The sequence below is a fragment of the Ramlibacter sp. GS1-15 genome (assembly GCF_057785015.1).
Genome location: NZ_JBYNTU010000002.1, coordinates 137,449 through 164,285, shown reverse-complemented (window position 1 = coordinate 164,285; position 26,837 = coordinate 137,449). Strand labels below are relative to the sequence as shown.

The window sequence follows — 26,837 nt, the reverse complement described above, 5'->3', positions numbered from 1 at the left end:
GCACACATGCTCGACCCTATCGGAGGCTTCGAACGCATCCGCGAGTTCTGGCTCAGTTACCTCGATACCGCTTTTCGGATCCGGAATCAAGAACTGTCCGATGCCCGTCGGGCACTGCTTCGCCGTCCGGGCGTGCTCGCCACGGACCTCATGCTCGAACCGGTGCCCCGCTACCGCGAGAACGACCAGCCGCTTGAAGCACTGGTCACCGTGCCGCGGGACGGCGATCCGCTCGGCGATATGTCCGTGGATGCCCGCCGCGCTTTCGTCGAGTTGACGTTGTCTGGGTTGTTTCCCGGACAGGACGCCGAAGAAGGCCCTTGCAGGCGTCGCAGTCTCTTCAAGCCCTACACGCACCAATGGGAGATGCTCCGGCGTGGTGCAAAGCCGGGACACCCCGGCATCGTGACGTCCGGCACGGGCTCGGGCAAGACCGAGTCCTTCATGCTCCCGATCCTGGCCACGCTCGCCGCCGAGGCAGTCACGTGGCCGGCGCCCAAACGCAAACCCGATCTGGAAACGTGGTTCGAACGCGGAGGGGAGTTCCGCGCGAGGCGCAGCTTCGAACACGAGGGAAGACCCAAGGGGGTGCGAGCGCTCCTTCTATATCCCATGAATGCGCTGGTCGAAGACCAGATGGCGCGCCTGCGCCGCACCTTCGATTCGCCGGGCGCGCACGCAGTCATGGACGAGCGATTCGCCGGCAACCGGATCTTCTTCGGCCGATATACGAGTGACGCCCCGGTCACCGGGCATTTGTCGCATCCTCGGCTTGCCGACGATCCCGGCGAGCGCAAGAGGCTGGCGAACGCGATGGAGACCCTCGCCGAGCGCATGCGCGCAATACAGGCCGACCAGGACACTGCGCGAGCGCATGACGAGCGGGAGCGCAGGAAGGCGGAGCAGGCGCGCCGCGAAGGCGCCGCCGTTCCGGATCCCGAGGAAACCCGGTACATGTTCCCGTCAGTAGACGGTGGTGAACTGGTGTCCCGATGGGACATGCAATTGTCGCCGCCCGACGTCCTAGTCACGAATACGTCGATGCTTGCCACGATGCTCGTTCGGGAGGTCGAAGCTCCCATCTGGGAAGCGACGGCGAAGTGGCTCAGGGACGATCCGCGCGCCTCCTTCTTCCTTGTGCTCGACGAACTGCATCTAATCCGCGGCTCTGCGGGCAGCGAGGTCGTGGGGCTCCTACGCACACTGCTCGCGCGCCTGGGCCTGTCAGAACCCGGCATGCGACACAAGCTCCGCATCCTGGGATCAAGTGCATCCCTGCCCACCGATGGGGACCAAGCAGACGAGACCGCAACTTACCTCAGGCAGTTTTTTGGGACCTTCGGCACCTCCGCGTCGGAAGACGACCCCGGCGACGACTCCGCGACCACTTGGCTCAGTAGCGTCGTGCGTGGCCAACCCGTTAGGCAATCGGGCGAGGCCAAGCGACCCTTCGATCCGCGACAGTTCGCGGCAGTGGTCGACACGCTCTCCGAAGGTGCGGATCGCTTCGTTCCCCGGATCGAGCAGCGCAATGACCGGCTGGACCGGCTCGTCACCGACGCGGCCTCTGCCATGGGCCTTCCGGTGGACGGCGACATGGACCGTATCGCCGCTCGGCTGGTCACCGAAATATCGGCCGCTTTGGTCGATGCCTGTTGCACCTCGGGCGACGAAGCCCCCAAGGCAACCGGCGCATGCGAGCTGGCGCAATCCCTCTTCGGTGGACGGAGCGAACTCCACATGCGGGCCCTCCAGGGATTCTGCATCCTGCGCGGGCTAGGCGACCGCACGGGGCCGGGCGGCGTGTACGGCGAGAAGGTGCCCGGGACACTTCCCAGCGTGCGGGTGCATGCGTTTTTCAGGAGCCTTGAGGGACTGTTCGCCACGCTCCGACAGGACGGCGCCGCCGTTCACTTCGACGCACCGACTGTCGAGCGCGGCCTGACGCATTCCGAGGGCAGCGACAACCGAGTTCGACGGCTGTTCGAGCTCGTGTACTGCGAAGCCTGCGGGGAGATCTATGCCGGCGGACACCGCAGCCGCGAGAATCTCGGCGGCGCCTCGGAGATGCTCACGACGGCCCCCGACCTAGAGGATATGCCGGAACGCTCGTCCGAGTCGCTCTATGAGAACATGGCGCACGAGGAGTTCGCGCTGTTCTGGCCGAGCACGCGCGACCCGAAGAAAGGCGACACCGAGGAGAGCTGGCCGGAGCGCTTCCTGGACACTCGCAACAGCGTGCTCCTGCAGCGAGGCACCGCCGGCAGCCACGCGGTCGCAGGACGGCTGTTTGTGTCGCATGCGAATCGGCGGGTGGCCGGATCGGCCCTCCCCAGGGTCTGCCCCTGCTGCGGCACCGACTACACGCACCGCAGGCGAGGCGCAGGCTCCCTCTCGCCGCTGCGCAGCTTCCGCACTGGCTTTTCGAAAGCCTCGCAGCTGCTGGCAACCGAGGTCTTCTCGCTGCTGCATGCGAGCGGCACCGCGTCCAAGTCCATCGTGTTTTCGGACAGCCGCCAGGATGCGGCCCGGGCCGCCCTCGACATCGAGCGTCGGCATCACCAGGACATGCGTCGCCAGCTACTGGTGTCCGAGATCGCGCGGATTCAGGCGGAGCGTGAGAGCGTAGACATCGACATGCTTGAACGGGACTTCCAGGCCGCCTACGCGGCCATGGATTTCCAGAAGGCGATCGAACTGCACAAGCGCCTGGAGATGGCCAAGCATACCGGGAAGGACTCCCGGGTGCCTCTGGCCGCGATCCTGGAACCCGATGCTTTCCAGGACACTACGGTTCGTTCGCTGATGCGCCGCCACGTCGAACTGGGTGTCCATCCGACAGACCCCGCAGGCATCCAGATGCTCCGTGGGAGACCGTGGTACCAGTGGCTCGAACAATCGCCGGACGGTGAAATCCGCTGGCTTTCGAACGACGCGTTCGGCGACGCCGGCAAGGCGCGTGCCGAGATGGTGAACGAACAGCGTCCACTCACGTACGAGGTGCTGTTCTCGAAGACGTACTTCGCACTGGAGGAGACGGGTCTCGGGTATCCGTCCGTCACGCCGACGCAATTACCGGAGTCGGACCGTCTGGACGCCTTCTTGCGCGTGCTCGGGGACAGCTACGCCGTCGAAGGCAACCGGTGGAAGGACCCTGCCTACATCGAGAACTGGCGGCAATGGCCGGCCCGTGTGAGAAATCTGGCGGATGCCTATGCAGGCGACCGCAAACAGGAGCTGCTCGAAGGGCTCCTGAACGAGCTTGATCGATACGGTCATTCGAAAGGCGTCGTGCGCCTGACCGGTCTCTACGTGAAACTCGTCGACGACGATGCTCGTTACTATCGCTGCGAGAACTGCGGCCGCGTCCACCTGCACCACGGCGTAGGCTTCTGCACGCGATGTTTCGTGCCGCTCCCGACGGAAGCGCGGCCAGTCTCCGAACTGCGTCTGGCCAATTTCCTGTCCCGCCGCATGGTGCGTGGGGAACGCGCGGAGGCCGCGGTGTTTCGCCTGAACTGTGCCGAGCTCACCGGCCAGACGGATGCACCGGCCGAACGCCTGCGGGCCTTCAAGGGCATCTTCGTCGCGAGGGACGGAGCTCCGGTCAAACCGCTTGAGCGACGAGCCCGCGAGCTTGACCTACTGTCCGTCACGACCACGATGGAGGTGGGCATCGACATCGGTCCGTTGCAGGCGGTGTACCAGGCGAACATGCCGCCACAGCGTTTCAACTACCAGCAGCGAGTCGGGCGAGCCGGGCGCCGTGGCCAGGCGTTCTCGTTCATCGCGACACTCTGCCGCAGCCGAAGCCACGATCTGCACTACTTCCGCTCCCCCGCCGCCATCACGGGCGATCCACCGCCCCCACCCTTTCTCAGCTCCGACCACCGGGATATCGCGCTCAGAATTTTGCGCAAGGCATGGCTGGTGGCTGCCTTCGACCTGCTCAGGCGGGAGGATGGGGATCGGTACCCTGGTGATGCGCTGCGCGACACGCACGGCGAATTCCCGCCCGCGGCCGAACTGTTCCGCGTCAACTCCAATTGGCAAGAGCGCCTGCGCGACGCTCTCGGGAAGAGTGTTGCGACACGCGACCGGAACATCGCCGCGCTCGCGGATCGTGACCGCGAGCTCGCGGCCGAACTGCGAGACCTTCTGGCCGTGGACGCCACGATCCATGCCCTCTGGGAGGTGTCCGAAGAAGGTAAGGGATCCGACAAACCGCTGGGCGAGTACCTGGCGGAACACGGCATCCTGCCCATGTACGGCATGCCCACGCGCGTGCGCCCGCTGTACCTCGGCCTGCGCAATCCCGGCTCCAGACAGCCCGAGTTCTCCGTGGTCGACCGGGAACTAGACCTTGCCGTTTTCGAGTTCGCTCCGGGCAAGTCGCTAGTCAAGGACAAGCAGCGCTTCGAATCCATCGGGCTATCCGGCACGCTGATCGCGCCGCGCGGCGACGGCTCGACCGTGAGATCCCACGACCATTGGTGCGACGAGAGCCGCTGGATCGCCCGGTGCGAAGTGTGCGGAGCCGTGGCGAGTTACCCGCAAACACCATCGGAGGATGGCGCGTGCGTGGACTGCGGCTCCGTAGTACCAGCCGCAAGCTACCAGAAGCACGTGAGCCCGACCGCGTTCACGACGGCATTCGAGCCGCGGCCGGGTGACGAGAGCGAGACCCTGACCAGCTTCAGGCGCGTCGTCACCATCGAGTCCAATCGGATCGAAGTCTCAGGAAAAGGAGCCAACCTGGAGGTCGGAACCTCCAACAAGGCGCGCATCCTGCGGCTCAACGAGGGCCTGTCGGACGGAGCTTCCGACCCCGTGCGCTTCGCGCTCGTGCCCGTAAAACGCCACAAGGTGTGGGCGGAACGCCGACCCGTGGCGTTGCCGAACCAGGCGCTATTGGAAAGCAAGATCGGGGAACTGGAGCAGCGGCGACTCGTAGAAGGCCGCGAGCCGGTGGAGTCGGTGATGCTGATGTCCCGCAAGTCGACAGATGCCCTGTTCCTCACGCCCACTACGATCCCGGCCGGCCTCGACCTGTCGCGGGTGGGACGACGAACGTCTGATACGGGCGTCCGTGCCGCGCTCGCGAGCGCCACGCAATTGCTGGTGCAGCGAGCGGCACTTGAGATGGATATCGACCCCGAGGAGTTCGACCCGCTCGAACCCCGCGTGCGCGCCGGCCGCCCCGTGATCCAGATCGCCGACTATCTGGCCAATGGCGCAGGTTTTTGCCGAAGGCTGTCCGAGGGCGCTCGGCCGCTCGTGTTACGACTCATGGAAAGCATGGTTCACGATGCCGGAAATGACAGGCTCGTCTCGCGCTACCTCGACGAAGAGCATCGCAGCAAATGCAAAGGCTCGTGCTACGTGTGCCTGCAACGATACGGGAACCGTGCTTATCACGGCTTGCTGGACTGGAGATTGAGCCTGTCCGCGCTACGCCTCTTCGTCGACGCGACCTGGCGCGCCGGTCTCGACGGGAACTGGCAATCCGCGCCCGAGCTCGAAGACTGGCATGTCGACGCGGCCGATCTCGCGCGCGACATTGCCGGCCTCAGTCCCGACCTGTTCGAGACGACGACGGCCGGCAGGCTCGATTTGCCCACGGTCCTGTGCAACCAGCGCCGACAGGAACGCTTCGTGTTGATCCACCCCTTCTGGTCGAGGGAGGCGGTACAGGAAACCCTGCACGACGGCTTCCAAGGCCAGACCTGGTTGGTCGACAGTTTCAATGCGTCCCGGAGGCCGCAACGGGTGATCGACATGGCCCGTAGTGGAGAATTCAATTGAGCTCACACCGCTGCAGTTACATCAAACGGGTCGCTGGCTGCGCGACTTAGGGCCCGTCTATCCCGGGCGAGAGACGGGCATGCACGACTACCTGCTTGATTCCGGGTCCTTTCGCCCGCTTTCTACGCGCTCGTGCCTGCCTTGCAGAACACCTTCATGCGCGCCCCCTTGCGGCTCTGGGGCGCCCGACTACCGATGTCGCGCGCCTATCGATTCTGATGCCGATGCCCTCGCCCTGCGACACGCGGGCGCTGCCAGTCAAGAGAAATGCGGCGGGGGCTGCACCCGGCAAGAAGTCAGTGCCTGGTGACGAGACTACGTGCCGTCTTTGCAACCTCTTGGACGGCCTTTGCGTTTTCATCGCTCATTGGAGCTCCCTTGCATGCGATCGGAGCGGGGCGATTCTCATCCTTTGACTGGCAGATTCTCAGCTTGCGTCCGCACCTACAACGTTGCTCAAACGTCGATATTCGCCGCCCGCAAAGCATTCGTCTCAATGAAGTCCCTACGCGGCTCGACTTCATCCCCCATCAGCATCGTGAACACCCGATCTGCCTCGATCGCGTCGTCGATCTGCACGCGCAGCAGGCGGCGCACGTTCGGGTCCATGGTCGTTTCCCACAGCTGCTCGGGGTTCATCTCGCCCAGGCCCTTGTAGCGCTGGCGGGCGGTGGAACGCTCGGCCTCTGCGATCAGCCAGCGCATGGCTTCGCGGAAGTCGTTCACCTTTTCTTCCTTCTGGCGGTCGCCCTCGCCGCGCATCACCTTCGCGCCTTCGTGCAACAGGCCGCGGAAGGTGTTGGCGGCTTCGGCCAGGGCGGCGTAGTCGGCGCCGTGCACGAAGTCTTGCGTGATCACGCTCGACTTGATGTTGCCGTGGTGACGGCGGCTGATGCGCAGCACCGGCTTGTCGGTGCGCGCGTCGAACTCGCCCGCCACTTCGGCCGGCACCTGGTTGTGCAGGCGATCGAGCTCCTGCAGCTTGACCTGCAGCGCGACGGCCGACGCTTCCGCGTCCTGCACCGTATCCAGGTTCAGGCGCACGCCGTCGGCGATGGCGCGCAGCGCCTCCTGGTCCATGAAGTTCGACAGGCGCTCGATCACGCTCTCGGCCACCTGGTGCTTGCGCGCCAGTTCGGCCAGCGTGTCGCCGGCGATCACCGTGGCATTGGCGCCGCCGGTGTGCACCTGCGCGCCATTGAGCGCGATGCGCAGCAGGAACTTGTCCAGCTCGCCGCCGTCCTTCAGGTACAGCTCCTCCTTGCCGGCCTTCACCTTGTACAGCGGCGGCTGCGCGATGTAGATGTGGCCGCGCTCCACCAGCTCGGGCATCTGGCGGTAGAAGAACGTGAGCAGCAGCGTGCGGATGTGCGCGCCGTCCACGTCGGCGTCGGTCATGATGATGATGCGGTGGTAGCGCAGCTTGGCGACGTCGAAGTCGTCGGCGTCCGACTTGCCGTTGCCGTTGCCGTTCGTGCCGTTGCCCGCCTTGCCGATGCCGGTGCCCAGCGCCGTGATCAGCGTGAGGATTTCATTGGAGGTGAGCAGCTTCTCGTAGCGCGCCTTCTCCACGTTCAGGATCTTGCCGCGCAGCGGCAGGATGGCCTGGAACTTCCGGTCGCGCCCCTGCTTGGCGGAGCCGCCGGCCGAATCGCCCTCGACGATGTAGATCTCGCACAGCGCCGGGTCCTTCTCCTGGCAGTCCGCCAGCTTGCCGGGCAGGCCCATGCCGTCCAGCACGCCCTTGCGGCGCGTCATCTCGCGCGCCTTGCGCGCCGCCTCGCGGGCACGCGCCGCCTCGATGATCTTGCCGACGATGATCTTCGCGTCGTTCGGCCGCTCCTGCAGGTAGTCGGTGAGCGTGCGGGCGATCACGTCTTCCACCGGGCCGCGCACCTCGCTGGAGACCAGCTTGTCCTTGGTCTGCGACGAGAACTTCGGCTCGGGCACCTTCACGCTCAGCACGCAGGTCAGGCCTTCACGCATGTCGTCGCCGGTGACTTCGACCTTGGCCTTCTTGGCCATCTCGGTCTCTTCGATGTACTTGTTGATCACCCGCGTCATCGCCGCGCGCAGGCCTGTGAGGTGCGTGCCGCCGTCGCGCTGCGGGATGTTGTTGGTGAAGCACAGCACCTGCTCGTTGTAGCCGCTGTTCCACTGCATCGCGACCTCGACGCCGATGTTGGTGCCCTGGTCGCTCTGGCGGTCGCCCACCGCGTGGAAGATGTTCGGGTGCAGGACGCTCTTGCCCTTGTTGATGAATTCGACGAAGCCCTTCACGCCGCCAGCGCCCGAGAAGTCGTCGCTCTTGCCCGAACGCTCGTCGACCAGCTTGATGTTGACGCCGTTGTTCAGGAAGCTCAGTTCACGCAGGCGCTTGGACAGGATCTCGTAGTGGAAGTCGCTGTTCTCCCGGAAGATCTCCGTGTCCGGCAGGAAGTGCACCTCCGTGCCGCGCTTGTCGGTGTCGCCCAGGATCTGCATGGGTCGCACTTCGACGCCGTTGCGCATCTCGCTGATCGGGTTCTGCACGAAGCCCTTGCTGAACTCCATCACGTGCACCTTGCCCTCGCGGCGCACCGTCAGGCGCAGCATCTTCGACAAGGCGTTCACGCAGCTCACGCCCACGCCGTGCAGGCCGCCCGACACCTTGTAGCTGTTCTGGTTGAACTTGCCGCCGGCGTGCAGTTCCGTCAGCGCGATCTCCGCCGCCGAGCGCTTGGGCTCGTGCTTGTCGTCCATCTTGATGCCGGTCGGGATGCCGCGGCCGTTGTCGACGACGGAGATCGAGTTGTCGGTGTGGATGGTCACCACGATGTCGTCGCAGTGGCCGGCCAGCGCCTCGTCGATGGAGTTGTCCACCACCTCGAACACCAGGTGGTGCAGGCCCGTGCCGTCCGAGGTGTCCCCGATGTACATGCCGGGGCGCTTGCGCACCGCCTCCAGGCCTTCCAGGATCTGGATCGCGCCTTCGCCATAGCCTTCGCTCGCGCCCGCCTGGTGGGGGTCGATCTTGGGCTGGTAGTTGGAGCTTTCCTCGCCTGGGGTCGGGGGGGTCAGGTTGTTTTCTTCGGACATCAAACGGGCTTTCAGCAAACTCTTTAAGTGCCGAACCCGCCAACGAAGGCGGGTCCGGTGGGCTCTTCGCGCAAGGGCGAGAGCGTCAGATCCTCATCGGCATCACCACGTACTTGAACTGGCTGTTCTCCGGAATCGTGATCAGCGCCGAGCTGTTCGAATCCGCCAGTTCCATCTTCACCATGTCCTGGTCCATGTTGGCCAGCGCGTCGATCAGGTAGGTGACGTTGAAGCCGATCTCGATCGCGTCGCCGCCGTAATCGATGTCGAGTTCGTCCACGGCCTCTTCCTGCTCGGCGTTGTTGCTCGCCACGCGCAGGGTGCCCGGCTCGATGTTCAGGCGCACGCCCTTGAACTTCTCGCTCGTGAGGATCGCCGTGCGCTGCAGGCTGGCGAGAAGCGGCGCGCGGCCCAGCGTGACGGCGTTCTTGTGGTTCTTGGGGATCACGCGGTTGTAGTCGGGGAACTTGCCTTCGACCAGCTTGGTGACGAACTCCATGCCGCCGAACGAGAACTTGGCCTGGTTGCTGGCGAACTGCATCTCGATCGCGCCCTCGGCGTCCGACAGCAGGCGCTGCATCTCCAGCACCGTCTTGCGCGGCAGGATCACTTCCTGGCGGGGCACTTCCACATCTAGGGTCGCATTGGCAAAAGCCAAGCGGTGGCCGTCGGTGGCCACCAGCGACAGCTGCTTGCCTTCGGCGACGAACAGGATGCCATTGAGGTAGTAGCGGATGTCGTGCACCGCCATCGCGAAGGAGACCTGATTGAGCAGGTCCTTCAGCGTCTTCTGCGGCACGCTGAATTTCGGGCCGAAGGTGGGCGCCTCCTGCACCAGCGGGAAGTCCTCGGCCGGCAGCGTCTGCAGCGTGAAGCGGCTCTTGCCGCCCTTCAGCAGCAGCTTGTTCTGGCTCGATTCCAGGCTCACCGTCTGGTCGCTGGGCATGGTGCGCAGGATGTCGATCAGCTTGCGCGCGCCCACCGTGGTGGTGAGGTTGCCACTGTCGCCATCCAGCTCCGCCGTCGTGCGGATCTGGATCTCGAGGTCGCTCGTCGTGAACTGCACCGAGCCGCCGGTCTTGCGGATCAACACGTTCGCCAGGATCGGCAGCGTGTGCCGGCGTTCGACGATGCCCGCCACGGACTGCAGCACGCCGAGCACTTTCTCTTGGGTTGCCTTCAAGACGATCATGTCTTCCTCTTCTGCTTTGTTTCTTTAATTCAAACTAGTAGTAGCTAGGTAAGGGAGCGGCCCCTCTGTGGACAACCGCTATTTTCGCCTTTTTCATCAGGCACTTACCGACCGGCCCAGGCTGTTGGCGCCCATGCTTTCCGGTTGCTTCCGGAAACAGGACAACTCGGCCGTTTCGCTCGCCCCTGTGGACAACGGCTCAGTTGTGCGGGAACGCTCCACAGCTTTGTACCTTGACACCGGTCAGCCCTTCAGCGTCTGTTCCAGCACGTGCAGCTGCTGGTTCAGCTCGGTCACGTTCTGGCGCTCGGCGCCGATCTTGCGCACGGCGTGCAGCACCGTCGTGTGGTCGCGGCCGCCGAACAGCTCGCCGATCTCGGGCAGGCTTTTCTGCGTCAGCTCCTTGGCCAGGTACATCGCGATCTGGCGCGGGCGGGCGATCGAGGCCGGCCGCTTCTTGGAGTACATGTCGGCGACCTTGATCTTGTAGTAGTCGGCCACCGTCTTCTGGATGTTCTCCACGCTGATCTGGCGGTTCTGGATCGACAGCAGGTCGCGCAGGGCCTCGCGCGCCAGCTGGATCGAGACCTCCTTCTGGTTGAAGCGGCTGTACGCCAGGATCTTGCGCAGCGCCCCTTCGAGCTCGCGCACGTTGGAGCGCACGTTCTTGGCCACGAAGAAGGCCACTTCCTCGGGCATCTCCGCGTTCTCGGCCCGGGCCTTGTTGATCAGGATGGCCACGCGCATCTCGAGCTCGGGCGGCTCGATGGCCACCGTCAGGCCCGAATCGAAGCGCGAGATCAGCCGCTCGTGGATGTCCGCCAGGCCCTTCGGGTAGGTGTCCGAGGTCATCACGATGTGGCTTTTCTTGGCCAGGAGCGCCTCGAAGGCGTTGAAGAACTCCTCCTGGGTGCGGTCCTTGTTGGCGAAGAACTGGACGTCGTCGATCAGCAGCAGGTCGAGCGAGTGGTACTTGTCCTTGAACTCGTCGAAGGTCTTGCGCTGGTAGGCCTTGACCACATCGGAGACGAACTGTTCCGCATGGATGTAGAGAACTTTGGCGCCGGGCCGGTCGGCCAGCAATTTGTTGCCCACCGCGTGGACCAGGTGGGTCTTGCCCAGGCCGACCCCGCCGTAGATGAACAGCGGGTTGTACAACTGTCCCGGCGTGCCCGAGACGTGCATCGCCGCCGCCCGCGCCATGCGGTTGGCCGTGCCCTCGACCAGGGTGTCGAAAGTCAGCGCGGTGTTCAGCCGGTTCTTGAACCCGCTGGGCTGCGATTCGTCCGGGATGTCGGCGGTTTCCACCGCCGGGCCGATCTCGGAATTGGCGGCCGCGAGATAAGGCCTGCTCGTTGTCTCACGCGGAGCAAGCGCTAACTCGAGTTGCACCGGCTGGCCGTAGATCTTCTCCAGCATGGCCGCGATGCGGCCGGAGTACTGCGCCCTGATCCAGTCGAGCTTGAAGCGGTTGGCCACGAACACCGTGACCCTGGAAAAATCGTCGGAGACCTGGGCCGCCAGCGGCTTGATCCAGGTGTTGAATTGCTGCTCCGGCAGCTCCTGCGCCAGCTGGTCGATGCAGGCCTGCCACAGGCTGTCGCCCGCGGAAAGACTCGCGCCAGCCGCCAGGCTGCTCTTGTGCCCCTCGCTCATTGTCGGCAGTTGCCTTCTGTGGATATTGTGATTGTCGGAAAGCGGCGGATTCTAGATTGCCCGCATGTTGTCCACAAAGACATTTTTGGCGATGAAGCCCAGCGGCAACGTGCTTAAGCTGCCTTTGACAAAGCCCGGCGGCTATGTCAGGGCCGCCCATCTTCTTGGCGGCGCGGCGGTTTTTCAAGGATAATCATGGGTTTCCCTGAGAACGAATCATGAAACGCACCTACCAACCCTCGAAAGTGCGCCGCGCCCGCACCCACGGCTTCCTGGTCCGCATGAAGACCCGCGGTGGCCGCGCCGTCATCAACGCCCGCCGCGCCAAGGGCCGCAAGCGCCTGGCTGTCTGACGACCGCGCGCCCGCCGGCGGCACTTTCCGTGCAGCGGCTGAAGACGCGGGCGCAATTCCAGGCCGTCCTGGCCGCCGGCATCGTCGCCCGCACCGCGCACTTCGCGCTGCACCGCATGCCGTCCGAACAAGCCTGCATCGGCGTGGTCCTGCCCAAGCGCTGGGCCAAGCGGGCCGTCACGCGCAACGCGATCAAACGCCAGATCTATTCCGTGAGCGAAGCCGCGTCCCTCACCCCCGCCGCGTACGTCGTGCGCCTGCGCACCGGCTTCGACCGGGCGCAGTTCGCCAGCGCCACGTCCGAGCCGCTCAAGCGCGCCGTGCGCGGCGAGCTCGTCCAGCTCTTCCAGCGGGCGGAGGCGTGATGCGCCGGGTGCTTCTTGGGCTGGTGCGCGGCTGGCAGCTGACGTTCGGCGCCTGGATGGGGCCGGTGTGCCGCTACGAGCCGAGCTGCTCGGTGTACGCGGCCCAAGCCCTTCAGCGCCATGGCGCGCTGGCGGGCGCCTGCCTCGCCGCGCATCGCATCGTGCGCTGCGGCCCCTGGTGCGCCGGCGGCCACGATCCGGTGCCGCTCGAAAAGCCGCGCCTCTTCTCTCATCTCACGACTTCCCTACACAAGAAGAACTCATGACCGACATCCGACGCACCATCCTGTGGGTGATCTTCGGCTTCACGCTGGTGCTGCTGTGGGACAAGTGGCAGGTCTACAACGGCCGCAGCGCCACCTTCTTCCCCGAAGCGCCCAAGAAAGTCGCCACCGCTCAGGCGCCCACCGGCCCGTCGAGCGTGCCGAGCGCCAGCAGTTCCGCGCCCCAGGCCAGCGCCGCGCCCGGCGCCGTGCCGGGCACGCCGACCGCGGCGCCTTCGGCGGCCAGCGAGAAGATCACGGTCACCACGGACCTGATGCGCCTGACCTTCGATACCGAAGGCGGCTCGCTCATCCGCAGCGAGTTCCTGAAGGAGCCCAGCGACGATCGCCAAGGGCCCTACGTCCTGCTCAACGAGACGCCGCCGCACACTTACGTGGCAGAGTCGGGCCTGATCGGCGGCGATTTCCCGAACCACAAGACGGTGATGGCGTTCAGCGGCGACAAGCAGCTGAAGGACGGCCAGGACCAGATGACGGTGCGCTTCGAGGGCGAGAAGAACGGCGTCAAGCTGGTCAAGACCTACACGCTCAAGCGCGGCTCGTACGAGATCCCGGTCAGGCACGAGGTGGTCAACGCCGGCGCGGCGCCGGTGTCGCCGCAGCTGTACCTGCAGATCGTGCGTGACGGCAGCAAGCTGTCGTCGGGCTCGTCCTTCTATTCGACCTTCACCGGCCCCGCGGTGTACACGGCGGAGCAGAAATTCCAGAAGGTCGACTTCAGCGACATCGACAAGAACAAGGCCGATTTCCAGAAGGAATCGACCACCGGCTATGTCGCGATGGTGCAGCACTATTTCGCGAGCGCGTGGATCCTGCCGGAAGGCGTCAAGCGCGAGCTGTTCGTGCGCAAGCTCGATGGCACCAGCAACTACGCCGTCGGCATGATCGCGCCGGTGGCGGCCGTCGCGCCGGGCCAGGCCAAGGCGGTGGACGCGCGCTTCTTCGCCGGGCCGGAGGACGAGCGCCAGCTCGAGAAGATCGAGCCGGGGCTGGAACTGGTGAAGGACTACGGGCGCCTCACCATCATCGCCAAGCCGCTGTACTGGCTGCTCGCCAAGCTGCACACGTTCATCGGCAACTGGGGCTGGTCGATCATGGCGCTGGTGCTGCTGATCAAGATCGCCTTCTACTGGCTGCAGGCCAAGGGCTACGAGAGCATGGCCAAGATGAAGGCCATCAACCCCAAGGTCATGGCCATGCGCGAGCGGTTCAAGGACGACCCGCAGAAGATGCAGCAGGAGATGATGCGCATCTACAAGGAGGAGAAGGTCAACCCGATGGGCGGCTGCTTCCCCATCATGATCCAGATCCCGGTGTTCATCGCGCTGTACTGGGTGCTGCTGGCGTCGGTGGAGATGCGCGGCGCGCCGTGGATCGGCTGGATCCACGACCTCTCCGCACCGGACCCCTTCTACATCCTGCCGGTGGTGATGACGCTGACGACGCTGCTGCAGACCGCGCTGAACCCCGCGCCGCCCGACCCGGTGCAGGCGAAGATGATGTGGATCATGCCGCTCGCCTTCTCGGTCATGTTCTTCTTCTTCCCGGCCGGCCTGGTGCTGTACTGGATCACCAACAACGTGCTGTCGATCGCGCAGCAGTGGCTGATCAACAAGCGCATGGGTGTGCCGCCGCAGTTCAATCTGCCGAAGTTCAGTTAAAACAAGGGGGCCGCCGGCCCCCTTCTTCATGGCACCCGTGCTCTCGCAACTCGCCGACCCCATCGCCGCCATCGCCACGGCCCCTGGCCGCGGCGCGGTGGGGATCGTGCGCGTGTCGGCGAAGTCGGTGGCGCCCATCGTCGAGGCGGTGTGCGGCCGCGCGCTCAAGCCGCGCGAGGCGACCTACCTGCCCTTCCTCGACGCCCAGGGCCAGCCGATCGACCAGGGCCTGGCGATCCACTTCCCCGCGCCGCATTCGTACACCGGTGAGGACGTGCTCGAGCTGCAGGCGCACGGCGGGCCGGTGGTGCTGCAGCTGCTGCTGGCGCGCTGCCTCGAGGCGGGCGCCGCGATGGGCCTGCGCGTGGCGCAGCCGGGCGAGTTCACGCAGCGCGCGTTCCTCAACGACAAGATCGACCTGGCGCAAGCCGAGGCGATCGCCGACCTGATCGACGCCAGCACCGAAGCGGCGGCGCGCAGTGCGAGCCGCTCGATGGCCGGGGCTTTCTCGCGGGAGATCCACGAGCTGCGCGACGCGCTGATCCATCTGCGCATGCTGGTGGAGGCGACGCTCGATTTCCCGGAAGAGGAGATCGATTTCCTGCAGAAGGCCGACGCGCAAGGCCAGCTCGACCGCCTGCGGGCCTCGCTCGAAGGCGTGCTGGGCCACGCCCGGCAGGGCGCGCTGCTGCGCGAGGGCATCAAGGTCGTGATCGCGGGGCAGCCGAACGCGGGAAAGAGCTCGCTGCTCAACGCACTGGCCGGCGCGGAGCTCGCGATCGTCACTCCCGTGCCGGGCACCACGCGCGACGTGGTCCGCGAAACCATCCAGATCGAGGGCGTGCCGCTGCACGTGATCGACACGGCGGGCCTGCGCGAGAGCAGCGACCACGTCGAGCGCATCGGCATCGAGCGCGCCTGGGGGCAGATCGAGAACGCCGACGCCGTGCTGTTCCTGCACGACCTCACGCGCGCGGAGTCGCACGACTACCGGCAAGGCGATCGCGCGATCGCCGCATCGCTGCAGGAGAAGCTGAGTGCCGGCGTGCCGGTGATCGACGTCTGGAACAAGGTCGATGCGGTCGCGGCGGGGCCGCACGAGGGCGTGATGCTGTCGGCCAGGACGCACGCCGGCCTCGATGTGCTGCGTCGCCAGTTGCTCGAAGTCGCCGGTTGGCAATCCGCGCCCGAAGGCGTCTACATCGCGCGCGAGCGGCACGTGCACGCGCTGCGGCGCGTCGCGGCGCACCTGGCCGAAGCCGACGCGCTGCTCGCGCGCCAGGCGCAGGCGCTCGACCTCCTCGCCGAGGAACTGCGCCTCGCGCAGAACGCGCTGAACGAGATCACCGGCGAGTTCGGCGCCGACGACCTGCTGGGCGTGATCTTCTCGAAGTTCTGCATCGGCAAGTAGAGCTGCATCGACGTGTTTGCACGCCGCGCGTAACAGATGTCGCGCTGCGCGCGGCGCGGTTTGACTTATCGGGTTCGCTCCCTACTATGGATTTCCATTGCCGCGCTCAAGCGGTGTCATGGAGGGTCCTATGAGCTATCACCTGGAAGGCCGTCTGCTCGAGGTCTGCAACTGCAATGTCCTGTGTCCGTGCTGGATCGGCGAGGATCCGGACAACGGCACCTGCGACACCATCGTGGCCTGGCGCATCGACAAGGGCACGGTCGACGGCGTGGACGTCGGCGGCAACACGATCGCCGCCGTGGCGCACGTGCCCGGCAACATCCTGCAGGGCAACTGGAGCGCCGCGATCTACGTCGACGAGAACGCGAGCGACGATCAGGAGAAGGCCCTGCTCAAGGTCTACACCGGCCAGGCCGGCGGACCGGTGGCGGAACTCGCCAAGCTGATCGGCACGGTGGTATCGGTCAAGCGCGCGCCGATCCGGTTCACGGTCCAGGAAGGCAGCGGCGAACTCGAGATCGGCGCCAACTACTTCGCCAGCCTGGAGCCGTACAAGGGCACCACCGGCGGGCTGACCACGCTGTCGGACACGATCTTTTCCACGGTGCCGGGCGCACCGGTGTGGGTCGGCAAGGCCCCGCGCTACCGCTCGCGCAACGCCGACCTGGGCATCGACCTCGACATCTCCAACCATAACGCGCTGCAGAGCACCTTCGTCTTCGACGCATGAACGTGGCCGTGGGCGTGCCGCGCGGGCGCGCCTCGCATCACCGACGCGTGTTCGTCCCGGTGCTGGCCGCGCTGGTGGCGCTGGCCTGGTTCGCGCTTTGGGCCTGGTCGCGCAGCCCCTTCGGCCGCTACCTGGAACACGACGACTGGACCGTCTCCGGACCGGCGGCGTTCCTGTGCCGTGCCCTGCCCGCGGGTGAGGTGCTGGTGCCGGCGGCGCTCTATGCGGCCGCATGGATCCTGATGACCGCGGCGATGATGCTGCCCACCACGCTGCCGCTGTTCGACCACTTCGCGCGGCTGACGTCGGCGCGCGCCGACCACGGACGGCTGCTGCTGATGCTGGGCGTCGGCTACGTCGCGGTCTGGGGCGCCTTCGGCCTGCTGGCGCACGCGCTGCATGCGGGACTGCTCGCCCTGCTCGCGCGCGTGCCGGCGCTGGCCTGGCACGGCTGGGTCATCGGCGCGGGCACGATCGCGCTGGCGGGTGCGTTCCAGTTCAGCCGGCTCAAGTACCAGTGCCTGGAAAAGTGCCGCACGCCGATGTCCTTCGTCATGCAGCACTGGCGCGGCCGGGCGCCGGCGCGCGACGCCTTCCGGCTCGGCGTCCACCATGGCCTGTTCTGCGTCGGCTGCTGCTGGGCGCTCATGCTGCTGATGTTCGCGTTCGGCGCGGGAAGCCTGGGCTGGATGCTGGCGCTGGCGGCCGCGATGGCCATCGAGAAGAACATGCCTTGGGGCCGCCGCCTCAGCGCGCCGCTCGGGATCGCGCTGCTCGCCTGGTCGGCGGCGATGGTGCTGGAGCACGCCTAGCCCGTCCCTACAATGCCTCGACCTTTACACGTTGAGGCATTCATGACGACTTCGATCAAGTCCCTGATGCGCATCGCGGCGGCCCTCGCGGCCGCGGGGGCGGCGTCCACGGCGCTATCCGCGCCGCCGGTGGCGCCGGTGCGCGACACGCCCGAGACGATGCACGGCGTCACCGTGCACGACCCGTACCGCTACATGGAGAACGTCAAGGACCCGGAGGTCCAGGCGTGGATGAAGGCGCAGGGCGACCATGCGCGCCAGACGCTGGACGCGATTCCCGGTCGCGAGGTGATGCTCAAGCGCATCACCGAGCTGTCGCAGCAGACCGGCGACGCGATCGGCGAGATGGTGCGGGTGGCCGGCGACAAGACCTTCTACCTGCGGCGCGTCAAGGGCGAGCGCCAGTACAAGCTGATGCTGCGCGAAGCGGGCCATGACCGCGTGATCGTCGATCCGCAGGTGCAGGCCGACCAGACCGGCGTGCCGCATGCGATCAACTTCTTCGCGCCCTCCTGGGACGGCAAGCATGTGGCCTACGGCATGTCGGCGGGCGGCTCCGAGGACGCGTCGCTCTACATCGTGAACGTCGAAAGCGGCAAGCAGGTGGGTGCGCCCATCCCGCGCGTGCACGAGGCCCACGTCGGCTGGTTGCCCGACAGCCAGTCGCTCACGTACAACCAGCTGCGCAGGCTCGGTCCCGAGGATGCCGAGAGCGAGTTCTACCTGGACAGCAAGGTGATGTGGCTCAAGCTCGGCGCACCGGAATCGGAAGCGAAGGCCGTGTTCGGCCCCACCGTGAACAAGCAGCTCGGGCTCGCGCGCCTCGATGTCGGCAGCATCCGCTTCGTGCCGGGCAGTCCCTGGATGGTGGCACGCACGACCGACACCACGCTGCCCGAAGGCAAGCTGTTCGTGGCGCGCGCGAGCGACCTCGGGCAGGGCGAGGTGCCGTGGAAGCAGATCTCGAAGTTCGACGACCAGATCGTCGAGGTGGAACTCAAGGGCGACGAGCTCTATTTCCGCACGCACAAGGACGCGCCGCGCTACAAGATCATGAAGCTGGACCTGCGCTCGCCGCAGCTGGCGAAGGCGCGGCTGGTCGCGTCGCCGCCCGAGGGCATGGTGCTCGAAGGCTTCGAGCTCGGCCAGCGGGAACTGATGGCGCAGGTGCGCGACGGCGCCGAGATCGACCTGCGCCGCTACGCGCCCGGCGACACGAAAGGCCGCGCGGTGAAGCTGCCGTTCAAGGGCGCCGCGCAACTCGCGGGCGACCCGGCCCACGCCCACAACGACTGGCTCTATCGCCTCGCAGGCTGGGCCAGCCCGCCGCAGACGCTGCTGCTCGCCGGCGAACAATCGCGCCATGCAGGCTTCGTCCTGGCGAAGAAGCCGACCGGCGTGCCGGAGCTCGACGTGGTGGACACCCGGTGCCCCACGCCCGACGGGCAGCAGGTGCCGGTCACGATCCTGCACCGCAAGGGCCTGAAGCGCGACGGCACGAACCCCACGCTGCTGGTCGGTTACGGCTCCTACGGCCTGTCAATGACGGCGAATTTCAACCCGGCTTACTACGCCTGGTTCGAGCGCGGCGGCGTGGTGGCCATTGCCAACGTGCGCGGCAGCGGCGTCTACGGCGAGCCCTGGCGCCTTGCCGGCCAGAAGGCGAACAAGCCCAACACCTGGAAGGACGGGATCGCGTGCACGCAGTTCCTGTTCGCGCAGGGCTACGCATCGCCCAAGACCATGGGCATCCTGGGCGGCAGCGCCGGCGGCATCTTCGTCGGCCGCGCCGTCACGACGGCGCCGCAGCTGTACGCGGCCGCGATCTTCGCCGTGGGCGTGATGGACGCGGTGCGTGCCGAGGAGAGCGCCAACGGCATCACCAACATCTCCGAGTTCGGCAGCTACAAGAACGCCAGCGAATTCCCGGCGCTGCTGGAGATGAGCACCTACCACCAGATCAAGGACGGCACGCCTTATCCCGCGGTGATGCTGGTGCATGGCCTGAACGATCCACGCGTGGACGTGTGGCAGAGCGCGAAGGCGACGGCGCGGCTGCAAGCGGCGAGCACCAGCGGCAAGCCCATCCTGCTGCGGCTCGACGCGCAAGCGGGCCACGGCGTCGGCAGCACGGCGACGCAGCGCGACGCCATGAACGCCGACATCTATAGCTTCCTGCTGTGGCAGATGGGCAAGACGTCAACGCCTTGATGGGCAAGTTACAGCGCTGGTTTCAGGTGTAAGCGCCCGTCAGGGCGCTTGCCTCAAGCTCAGCGGGCAAGGTAAGTTCCGGTCATGAATGCACCGCTGCGCAACCCGATCAAGTTCGAGGTGCAAGGCCTCGTGCGGGCCATCGAACAGAACGCCTCGAACGACTCCTTCGCCCCGTCGCTCAACGCGACGCAATGGGACGTGCTCGGCAGCTACCTGCAGCCCTACGAGCTGAAGACCGGCCAGGTGCTGATCGAGCAGAACGCCACCGACCGCACGCTGTACATCATCGAGAGCGGCAGCCTCACCGTGCACTACGAGGACAGCAAGGGCCGCGTTCGGATCGCAGTCGTCGGCCCGGGTTCGGCCGTCGGCGAGGGCTCGTTCTTCACCCGCCAGCCGCGCAGCGCCACGGTGCAGGCGGCGGCCCCCACCAAGCTGTGGTGCCTCACGGCATTGCGCTTCAGCGAGCTGTCCAATCGCCAGCCCAACCTCGCTCTCGAGATCGCCTTGGCCCTGGGCTCGCTGGTGTCGCGCCGCCTGACCAACAAGCCCAAGCGGGCGGCCGTCACCTGAGCTGCCCGGTGAGCTGCTGTCGCGCAGCAACTATTTCACGGCTTCTTGCACTCGCCGTGGCGCGAGCGCCCGATCCGCGGGAAATAATGCCGGCGGCAAGGCGGCCCGCGCCTAAACTGGATTTCCGTTCGACACAGGCTCCCCCATGTCCCTGTTCTCCTGGATGTTCCCGGCCAAGAAGCCGTCCAAGACCGATCCCGAAAGCTCGGGCCTGTCGCGCATGGAGCCGACCCGGCCCGCGCGGCGCAGCGGCGCTGCTGACGCGCCGCAGGGCAACGCGCAGCCGGCCAACCGCAAGCACGAGCGGATGGCGCGGCGGGAACTGCTTTATGCGGTCGTGCGCGAATCGATGGTGCGCGCGGGCGTGCTCACGTCCGGCTACAAGTTCAAGGTGCTGTCGCTCGACGGGCGCGGCCGGCAGTTCCTGGTGATGGTGGACCTGTCGAGCCAGGGCGCGCTCGAGACCGTGCAGCTCGGCGAGATCGAGGCCCTTATCGCGCAGGCCGCGAAGGCGCGGCACGACATCCTCGTGTCGGCCGTGTACTGGCGCATGAGCGAGCATGTGGCGGTCGGCGACCCCAAGCGCCAGGCCGCAGCCGCGTCAAGCGATTCGCAGCCGGTCCCGCTCGATTCCGCCCCCACGCCGCTGGAGGCCAGGCCGGCGCCGCGCTCGCGCTTCGACCCGATCCAGCCCGACGAGGTCGCCGCCTTCAAGCGCGCGATCGCGGCCGGCGTGCAGAAGCCGGCGGCGGCGGCGGCCGCGGCGGTGGGCGTCGTCCAGGGCGCGGGCGCCCAGGCCCAGGCTTTCGACGGCAGCGTGAAGCACGGGCCGCAAAGCTACACGCTGCTCACCGGCTTCGAGGACACGGAGATGGCCGATACCGACGCGCACGGCGTGCCCATCCTGAGCGGGACGCAGTACGGCGACCTGAACTAGCCGCGCAGCAATCGCTCTTCCGCCATCGCCAGCGTCTCGGGGCGCCCGGAGAGCACCAGCGTGTCGCCGTCCTGCAGCGGCGGGTCGGACGCGGGATCGGCGCTCTTGCCGTCGCCGCGGCGCAGGCTCACCACGCGGATATCGAGCGCCTGCAAGGCGAGCTGGCTCACGGTGCGGCCCAGCGAGCCGGCGCCGGGCGGCAGCGTCACCGTGGACAGGCGCTCGTGCTCGAGCTCGTTCACCGTGTCGTCATCGGCGCCGTGGAAATAGCCGCGCAGCAGGCTGTAGCGCGCATCGCGCTGGTCCTGCACGATGCGGATCACGCGGCGCATCGGCACACCGACCAGCGCCAGCGCATGGCTGGCCAGCATGAGCGAGCCTTCCAGCAACTCGGGCACCACTTCGGTCGCGCCGGCGGCCTGGAGCTTCTCCAGGTCGCGATCGTCCTGCGTGCGCACGATGACCGGCACGTGGGCGGCGTGCGTGCGCGCGTTGGCGATCACGCGCATCGCGCCCGGCACGTCGAGGTAGGTGACGACCACCGCGCTGGCTCGCGCGAGGCCCGCCGCGACCAGCGCCTGCAGCCGCGCCGCGTCGCCGAACACGACCTGCTCGCCCGCGGCGGCGGCCTGGCGCACGCGGTCGGGATCGAGGTCGAGCGCGATGTACGGGATCTTCTCGCGCTCCAGCATGCGCGCGAGGTTCTGCCCGCAGCGCCCGTAGCCGCAGATCACCACGTGCTTGTTGGCATTGATCGAGCGGCGCGCGATGTTCGTCATCTGCAGCGACTGCAGCAGCCATTCGCTGGCCACCAGCTTCATCACGATGCGGTTGGCATACATGACGATGAAGGGTGTCGCCAGCATCGACAGCACCATGCTCGCGAGGATCGGGTTGAGCAGCTGCCCGGGCACGACGCCGCTTTGCTGGGCGAGCGTGAGCAGCACGAAGCCGAATTCGCCGGCCTGCGCGAGGTACAGGCCCGTGCGCAGCGCCACACCCATCGACGCGCCGAAGGCGCGCGCCAGCAACGTGACCAGCGCGAGCTTGAACAGCACGGGCACCGTCGTCATCAGCAGCACCAGGCCCCAGCGCGCCACCACCAGCCGCCAGTCCAGCAGCATCCCCACCGAGATGAAGAACAGCCCGAGCAGCACGTCGTGGAACGGCCGGATGTCGGTTTCGACCTGGTGCTTGTACTCGGTCTCCGAGATCAGCATGCCCGCGATGAAGGCGCCCAGCGCCAGCGACAGGCCCGCCAGCTCCGTGAGCCACGCGAGGCCGAGCGTGACGAGCAGCAGGTTCAGGACGAACAGCTCCTCGCTCTTGCGCCGCGCCACCAGCGTGAGCCACCAGCGCATCACGCCCTGCCCGCCGGCGAGCAGCACGGCGATCAGGGCCGTGGCCTTGGCGCCGGCGATGGCCAGTTCGGTGAACAGGCGCTCGGGCGGGCTGCTCAGGGCCGGGATCAGCACCAGCAGCGGCACGACCGCCAGGTCCTGGAACAGCAGCACGCCCATGACGCGCTTGCCGTGTTCGGTCTCCAGCTCGAGCCGCTCGGACAGGAGCTTCACCACGATGGCGGTGCTGCTCATGGCCAGTGCGCCCGACAAGGCCACGGCCGTGCGCCATTCCATCTTCCAGAGTTTCGGCGCCAGCGCCGTGAGGAACAGCGAGCCCAGCGTGCCCAGCACGATGGTGAGCGTGACCTGCGACAGCCCCAGGCCGAACACGTGGGTGCGCATCGCGCGCAGCTTGGGCAGGTTGAACTCGAGCCCGATGACGAACATCAGGAAGACGACGCCGAATTCGCCGAGATGGCGCAGCGCCTCGGGTGCGGCACCGACACCCAGCGCGTGCGGGCCGATCAGGACGCCGACGACCAGGTAGCCCAGCATCGGCGGCAGCTTGAGCGTGCGGAACGCCACCACGCCGAGCACCGCGGCCAGCAGGTACACCAGCGTGAGCTCCAGCGTGGTCATAGGCGCGTCGCCGGGCCGCCCCAAGACGCGCCGGCCCCCTCGGGGGGCAGCGCCGAAACGGAGTGACAAGCGTGGGGGCTCACGGGACTCATGCTACCTCGCCCGATAGAATCGCCCCATGACACTGGACCGCGAGCGGGCGCTGCGCCTGGCGCACGAGACCTTCGAGATCGAGGCGCAGGCCGTGCAGGGCTTGAAGAGCCGCACGGGCGAGGCCTTCACGCGCGCCGTCGAGAAAATGCTGGGGGTGCGCGGCCGCGTGGTCGTGATGGGCATCGGCAAGAGCGGCCACATCGCGCGCAAGATCGCCGCGACGCTGGCTTCGACCGGCACGCCCGCGATGTTCGTTCATCCGGCCGAGGCCAGCCACGGCGACCTGGGCATGATCAAGCCCGTCGATCTCGTGCTGGCCGTCTCCAACAGCGGCGAGGTCGACGAGGTCACCTCGCTGCTGCCCGTGATCAAGCGGCTGGGCTCGAGCCTGATCGCGATGACGGGCAACCCGGCATCGACGCTGGCGCGGCTGGCGGACATCGTGCTGGACAGCGGCGTGGCGAAGGAAGCCTGTCCGCTGCAGCTCGCCCCCACCGCCAGCACGACGGCGCAACTCGCGCTGGGCGATGCGCTCGCGGTGGCGCTGCTCGATGCGCGCGGCTTCAAGAGCGAGGATTTCGCGCGTTCGCACCCCGGCGGCGCGCTCGGCCGCAAGCTGCTCACGCACGTGGCAGACGTGATGCGAACCGGCGATGCCCTGCCGCGGGTCGGGCCGGACACGGGCTTCTCGGACATGATGCGGGTCATGAGCGCCAAGGGACTGGGCGTCGCCGCGGTCACGGCCAGCGACGGCAGGCTGCTGGGCATCTTCACCGACGGCGACTTGCGACGCCTGATCGAGAAGGGCGCCGACATGCGGGCCCTGACCGCGCGCGAGGTGATGCACGCGAATCCCCGCACCATCCATCCGGAGTCGCTCGCGGCCGAGGCGGCGCAAATGATGGAACAGCACCGCATCACCCTGGTGCTGGTGGTCGACCCGGCGGGACACCTGGTGGGCGCCGTGAACAGCAACGACCTGCTGCGCGCGAAGGTGATCTGATGCCCTCCCCCGCGCTGCAATTCGCGCCGCAGCTGCTGCTGGCCGCACAAGGCGTGCGCGTGGCGTTCTTCGATGTCGACGGCGTGCTCACGGATGGCGGCTTGTACGTCGACGAAGAGGGCGAACCGATCAAGCGCTTCCACATCCTCGACGGGCTGGGCCTGAAGCTGCTGGCCCGGGGCGGCATCACGCCGGTCGTGATCACCGGCCGCGACTCGCCGGCGTTGCGCGCGCGCCTGGCGGCCCTCGGCGTGACGAACGCGTACTACGGCACCGAGCAGAAGCTCGCCGCCGCCGAGCAGTCGCTCGGGACGCTCGGCGCGACGTGGAAGGAAGCCGCCGGCATGGGCGACGACTGGCCCGACCTGCCGGTGCTCAGGCGCTGCGCCTTCGCCTGCGCGCCCGCCAACGCGCACGCCGAAGTGAAGGCGATCGCGCACCACGTGACGGCGGCTGCCGGCGGCCACGGCGCGGCGCGCGAGTTCTGCGACCTGCTGCTGGTGGCGAGCGGCCGCTACGCGGACCTGCTGGAGCACTACGCATGAGCCGCCCGGCCGTTCCGAAGGCTCATGGCACCGCAGCCCGCAGGGCGCAGGTAATCCGATGAACGCGTGGTGAGCACGATGGCCGGGCCGCAGGCGATCCGCGCCGGCTGGGAGCGCATCTCGGTCTACCTGCCCGTGATCCTCATGGGCTTGATCGCGCTGGGCACGTACTGGCTGGCGCGCAACACGCCCACGCTCGGCACGCCCCAGACGCAGGAGCGCCCGACGCACGATCCCGATTCGATCATGCGCCGCTTCTCGGTCAAGACCTTCGATCCGAACGGGCGCCTCAAGAGCGAGCTGCGCGGCAGGGAAGCGCGCCATTACCCGGACACCGACACCACCGAGGTCGACCAGCCGCGCCTGCGCATGATCGGCGATCACGGCGAGATCACGCTCGCCTCGGCCCGCACCGCGCTGAGCAACGGCGACGGCTCGGAGGTCGAGCTGATCGGCGACGCGGTGGTGACGCGCGAGCCGGTGGCCGGCAGCGCGGACAGCCGCGCGGTCCCGCGCATGGAGTTCCGCGGCCAGTTCCTGCATGTGTACGTCAACACCGAGCGCGTGACGTCGAACAAGCCGGTGGAACTGCTTCGCGGCAACGACCGCCTGAGCGGCGACGGCATGGTGTTCGACAACATCGGCCAGGTGCTGGAGATGAACGGGCGCGTGAAGGGCCTGCTCATGCCCCGCCCGACGCCCCAGCCCTGAGGAAGCTTCGCCTGGACCCGCTCGTCTTCATCACCGGCGCGTCCAGCGGCATCGGCCAGGCGCTGGCCTGGCGCTACCACCGGGCGGGCTGGCGGCTTGCGCTCGCGGCCCGGCGCACGGGCGAGATCGAGCAATGGGCGCGGCAACAGGGGGTCCCTTCCGATCGCTTCGCCATCTATGCCGCCGACGTGGCGGACACCGACAGCATCGTCGCGGCGGGCGCATCCTGCATCGCCAGCCAGGGCGTGCCCGACGTGGTGATCGCCAACGCCGGCATCAGCATCGGCGTGGACACGGCGATCCGCGAGGATCTCGACGTGATCGCGCGGACTTTCGCGACGAACAACGTCGGGCTCGCGGCCACCTTCCATCCGTTCATCCGGCCGATGACGCAGCGCGGCTCGGGCCGCCTCGTGGGCATCGCGAGCGTCGCCGGCATCCGCGGACTGCCCGGGCATGGCGCGTACTGCGCGAGCAAGGCGGCGGTGATCAGTTATTGCGAGAGCCTGCGCGGGGAACTGCGCGGCAGCGGCGTGAAGGTCGTGACGATCCTCCCCGGCTACATCGACACGCCGCTCACGCGCCAGAACCGCTATTCGATGCCGTTCCTCATGCCGGCCGAGGATTTCGCCGACCGCGCCTTCCGCATGATCGAGGCGGGCAGCAGCTACCGCGTGATTCCGCGGCAGATGGGTGTGGTGGCGAAGCTGCTGCGGCTGCTGCCGAACGCGCTGTTCGACCGCGCGCTGGCCGGGCGGCCGCGCAAGCACCGGCAGACGGCGAGCCAATGACAAAGGGGCCCGAGGGCCCCTTCATTTCTACAGCGAGACGGGCGTCTCAGTAGCCGCCGCGATTGCCGCCGCCGCCACCGCCGCGCGGGCCGGAGCCGTACGGGCTGCGGAAGCTGCCGTCGTTGCCGCCACCGCCGCCGCCCCGGCCACCGTAGCCGCCGCCACCGCCACCGCCTTCGCGACGGCCACCGCCGCCGCCACCGCCGTAGCCGCCGCCACCGCCGCCGTAACCACCACCGCCGCCGCCGCCGTAGCCGCCGGTGCGCGGGCGATTTTCCATCGGACGCGCTTCGTTGACGACGACGCTGCGGCCGCCCAGGGGCTGGCCGTTCATGCCGGAAATGGCGGCCTGCGCTTCCGCATCGCTGCCCATCTCGACGAAACCGAAGCCCTTGGAGCGGCCGGTGTCGCGCTCCATCATCACCTTGGCGCTGGTGACGGAGCCGAATTGGCCGAAGGCCTGTTCGAGATCGCTGTCGCGAACGGAATACGGCAGGTTGCCGACGTAAAGTTTATTGCCCATCGAGGGACTCCTGAAAAGACGAACACTTGCGAGATGGAGTCCCGAGACCGCAATCCACTGGAATCACTGGAATGTCGCGCGACGCGAAAACTGACCTGATCACCGCAATCGAAAA

General features: G+C 67.2%; 20 protein-coding genes. 15 read left to right on the top strand and 5 right to left on the bottom strand.

Features of this window, described 5'->3' with window-relative positions; all coding sequences use genetic code 11:
• Positions 1-6 precede the first annotated feature (6 nt).
• Positions 7-5,805, top strand: a complete 5,799-nt coding sequence (locus AC3EF3_RS19760) for a DEAD/DEAH box helicase (RefSeq protein WP_488533971.1) — start codon at positions 7-9, stop codon at positions 5,803-5,805.
• A 456-nt stretch (positions 5,806-6,261) separates the two neighbouring features.
• Here AC3EF3_RS19760 and gyrB read toward each other — a convergent pair whose 3' ends face one another.
• The 3 genes from gyrB to dnaA all read right to left on the bottom strand — a co-directional run bounded on the left by gyrB (position 6,262) and on the right by dnaA (position 11,731).
• A complete protein-coding gene (gene gyrB / locus AC3EF3_RS19755; RefSeq protein WP_488533970.1) occupies positions 6,262-8,883 on the bottom strand; it encodes a DNA topoisomerase (ATP-hydrolyzing) subunit B in 2,622 nt (873 codons plus the stop codon).
• Positions 8,884-8,968: 85 nt separating this feature from the next.
• Positions 8,969-10,075 (bottom strand): DNA polymerase III subunit beta, encoded by a 1,107-nt coding sequence (gene dnaN, locus AC3EF3_RS19750; RefSeq protein ID WP_488533969.1) that lies wholly within the window; start codon positions 10,073-10,075, stop codon positions 8,969-8,971.
• 243 nt (positions 10,076-10,318) lie between these two features.
• Positions 10,319-11,731 carry a chromosomal replication initiator protein DnaA gene (dnaA, locus tag AC3EF3_RS19745; RefSeq protein ID WP_488533968.1) on the bottom strand — a complete coding sequence of 471 codons (1,413 nt, stop codon included), beginning with the start codon at positions 11,729-11,731 and terminating at the stop codon, positions 10,319-10,321.
• 218 nt (positions 11,732-11,949) lie between these two features.
• Between dnaA and rpmH the strand changes: the two genes are divergently transcribed.
• The 10 genes from rpmH to AC3EF3_RS19695 all read left to right on the top strand — a co-directional run bounded on the left by rpmH (position 11,950) and on the right by AC3EF3_RS19695 (position 21,074).
• Positions 11,950-12,084, top strand: a complete 135-nt coding sequence (gene rpmH, locus AC3EF3_RS19740) for a 50S ribosomal protein L34 (protein ID WP_027101598.1) — start codon at positions 11,950-11,952, stop codon at positions 12,082-12,084.
• Between the two features lie 29 nt (positions 12,085-12,113).
• Positions 12,114-12,449: a ribonuclease P protein component gene (locus AC3EF3_RS19735; protein WP_488533967.1), complete on the top strand. Its 336-nt coding sequence runs from the start codon at positions 12,114-12,116 to the stop codon at positions 12,447-12,449.
• A complete protein-coding gene (gene yidD, locus AC3EF3_RS19730; RefSeq protein WP_488533966.1) occupies positions 12,446-12,715 on the top strand; it encodes a membrane protein insertion efficiency factor YidD in 270 nt (89 codons plus the stop codon). The genes AC3EF3_RS19735 and yidD overlap by 4 nt, the downstream gene beginning before the upstream one ends.
• A complete protein-coding gene (yidC, locus tag AC3EF3_RS19725) occupies positions 12,712-14,394 on the top strand; it encodes a membrane protein insertase YidC (RefSeq protein ID WP_488533965.1) in 1,683 nt (560 codons plus the stop codon). The genes yidD and yidC overlap by 4 nt, the downstream gene beginning before the upstream one ends.
• Positions 14,395-14,422: 28 nt before the next feature.
• Positions 14,423-15,805 (top strand): tRNA uridine-5-carboxymethylaminomethyl(34) synthesis GTPase MnmE, encoded by a 1,383-nt coding sequence (gene mnmE, locus AC3EF3_RS19720; RefSeq protein WP_488533964.1) that lies wholly within the window; start codon positions 14,423-14,425, stop codon positions 15,803-15,805.
• A 130-nt stretch (positions 15,806-15,935) separates the two neighbouring features.
• Entirely contained in the window at positions 15,936-16,538 is a 603-nt protein-coding gene (locus tag AC3EF3_RS19715) for a DUF1326 domain-containing protein (protein ID WP_488533963.1), read from the top strand.
• On the top strand, positions 16,535-17,350 hold the full coding sequence (locus AC3EF3_RS19710) for a DUF2182 domain-containing protein (protein ID WP_488533962.1): 816 nt from the start codon (positions 16,535-16,537) through the stop codon (positions 17,348-17,350). The genes AC3EF3_RS19715 and AC3EF3_RS19710 overlap by 4 nt, the downstream gene beginning before the upstream one ends.
• 42 nt (positions 17,351-17,392) lie before the next feature.
• Complete coding sequence (locus AC3EF3_RS19705; protein WP_488533961.1) at positions 17,393-19,561, top strand: prolyl oligopeptidase family serine peptidase; 2,169 nt, start codon at positions 17,393-17,395, stop codon at positions 19,559-19,561.
• A gap of 84 nt (positions 19,562-19,645) precedes the next feature.
• Positions 19,646-20,137: a Crp/Fnr family transcriptional regulator gene (locus tag AC3EF3_RS19700; protein ID WP_488533960.1), complete on the top strand. Its 492-nt coding sequence runs from the start codon at positions 19,646-19,648 to the stop codon at positions 20,135-20,137.
• Positions 20,138-20,282: 145 nt separating this feature from the next.
• The gene (locus AC3EF3_RS19695) at positions 20,283-21,074 is read left to right on the top strand and encodes a hypothetical protein (protein WP_488533959.1); all 792 of its coding nucleotides are present in this window, start codon (positions 20,283-20,285) and stop codon (positions 21,072-21,074) included.
• On the opposite strand, the gene AC3EF3_RS19690 is transcribed toward AC3EF3_RS19695, so the two are convergent.
• Positions 21,071-23,056, bottom strand: coding sequence for a monovalent cation:proton antiporter family protein (locus AC3EF3_RS19690; RefSeq protein WP_488533958.1), 1,986 nt, complete (start codon positions 23,054-23,056; stop codon positions 21,071-21,073). The two genes, AC3EF3_RS19695 and AC3EF3_RS19690, sit on opposite strands and share 4 nt — an antisense overlap.
• A 118-nt stretch (positions 23,057-23,174) precedes the next feature.
• Between AC3EF3_RS19690 and AC3EF3_RS19685 the strand changes: the two genes are divergently transcribed.
• The 4 genes from AC3EF3_RS19685 (at position 23,175) to AC3EF3_RS19670 (ending at position 26,199) form a co-directional block, all read left to right on the top strand.
• A complete protein-coding gene (locus tag AC3EF3_RS19685) occupies positions 23,175-24,152 on the top strand; it encodes a KpsF/GutQ family sugar-phosphate isomerase (RefSeq protein WP_488533957.1) in 978 nt (325 codons plus the stop codon).
• A complete protein-coding gene (locus tag AC3EF3_RS19680; protein WP_488533956.1) occupies positions 24,152-24,697 on the top strand; it encodes a KdsC family phosphatase in 546 nt (181 codons plus the stop codon). The genes AC3EF3_RS19685 and AC3EF3_RS19680 overlap by 1 nt, the downstream gene beginning before the upstream one ends.
• A 78-nt stretch (positions 24,698-24,775) precedes the next feature.
• Positions 24,776-25,408: an LPS export ABC transporter periplasmic protein LptC gene (lptC, locus tag AC3EF3_RS19675; protein ID WP_488534115.1), complete on the top strand. Its 633-nt coding sequence runs from the start codon at positions 24,776-24,778 to the stop codon at positions 25,406-25,408.
• 11 nt (positions 25,409-25,419) lie between these two features.
• Positions 25,420-26,199 (top strand): SDR family oxidoreductase, encoded by a 780-nt coding sequence (locus AC3EF3_RS19670; protein ID WP_488534114.1) that lies wholly within the window; start codon positions 25,420-25,422, stop codon positions 26,197-26,199.
• A gap of 46 nt (positions 26,200-26,245) precedes the next feature.
• Here AC3EF3_RS19670 and rbp read toward each other — a convergent pair whose 3' ends face one another.
• Entirely contained in the window at positions 26,246-26,722 is a 477-nt protein-coding gene (rbp, locus tag AC3EF3_RS19665) for an RNA-binding regulator (protein WP_488533955.1), read from the bottom strand.
• Positions 26,723-26,837 lie beyond the last annotated feature (115 nt).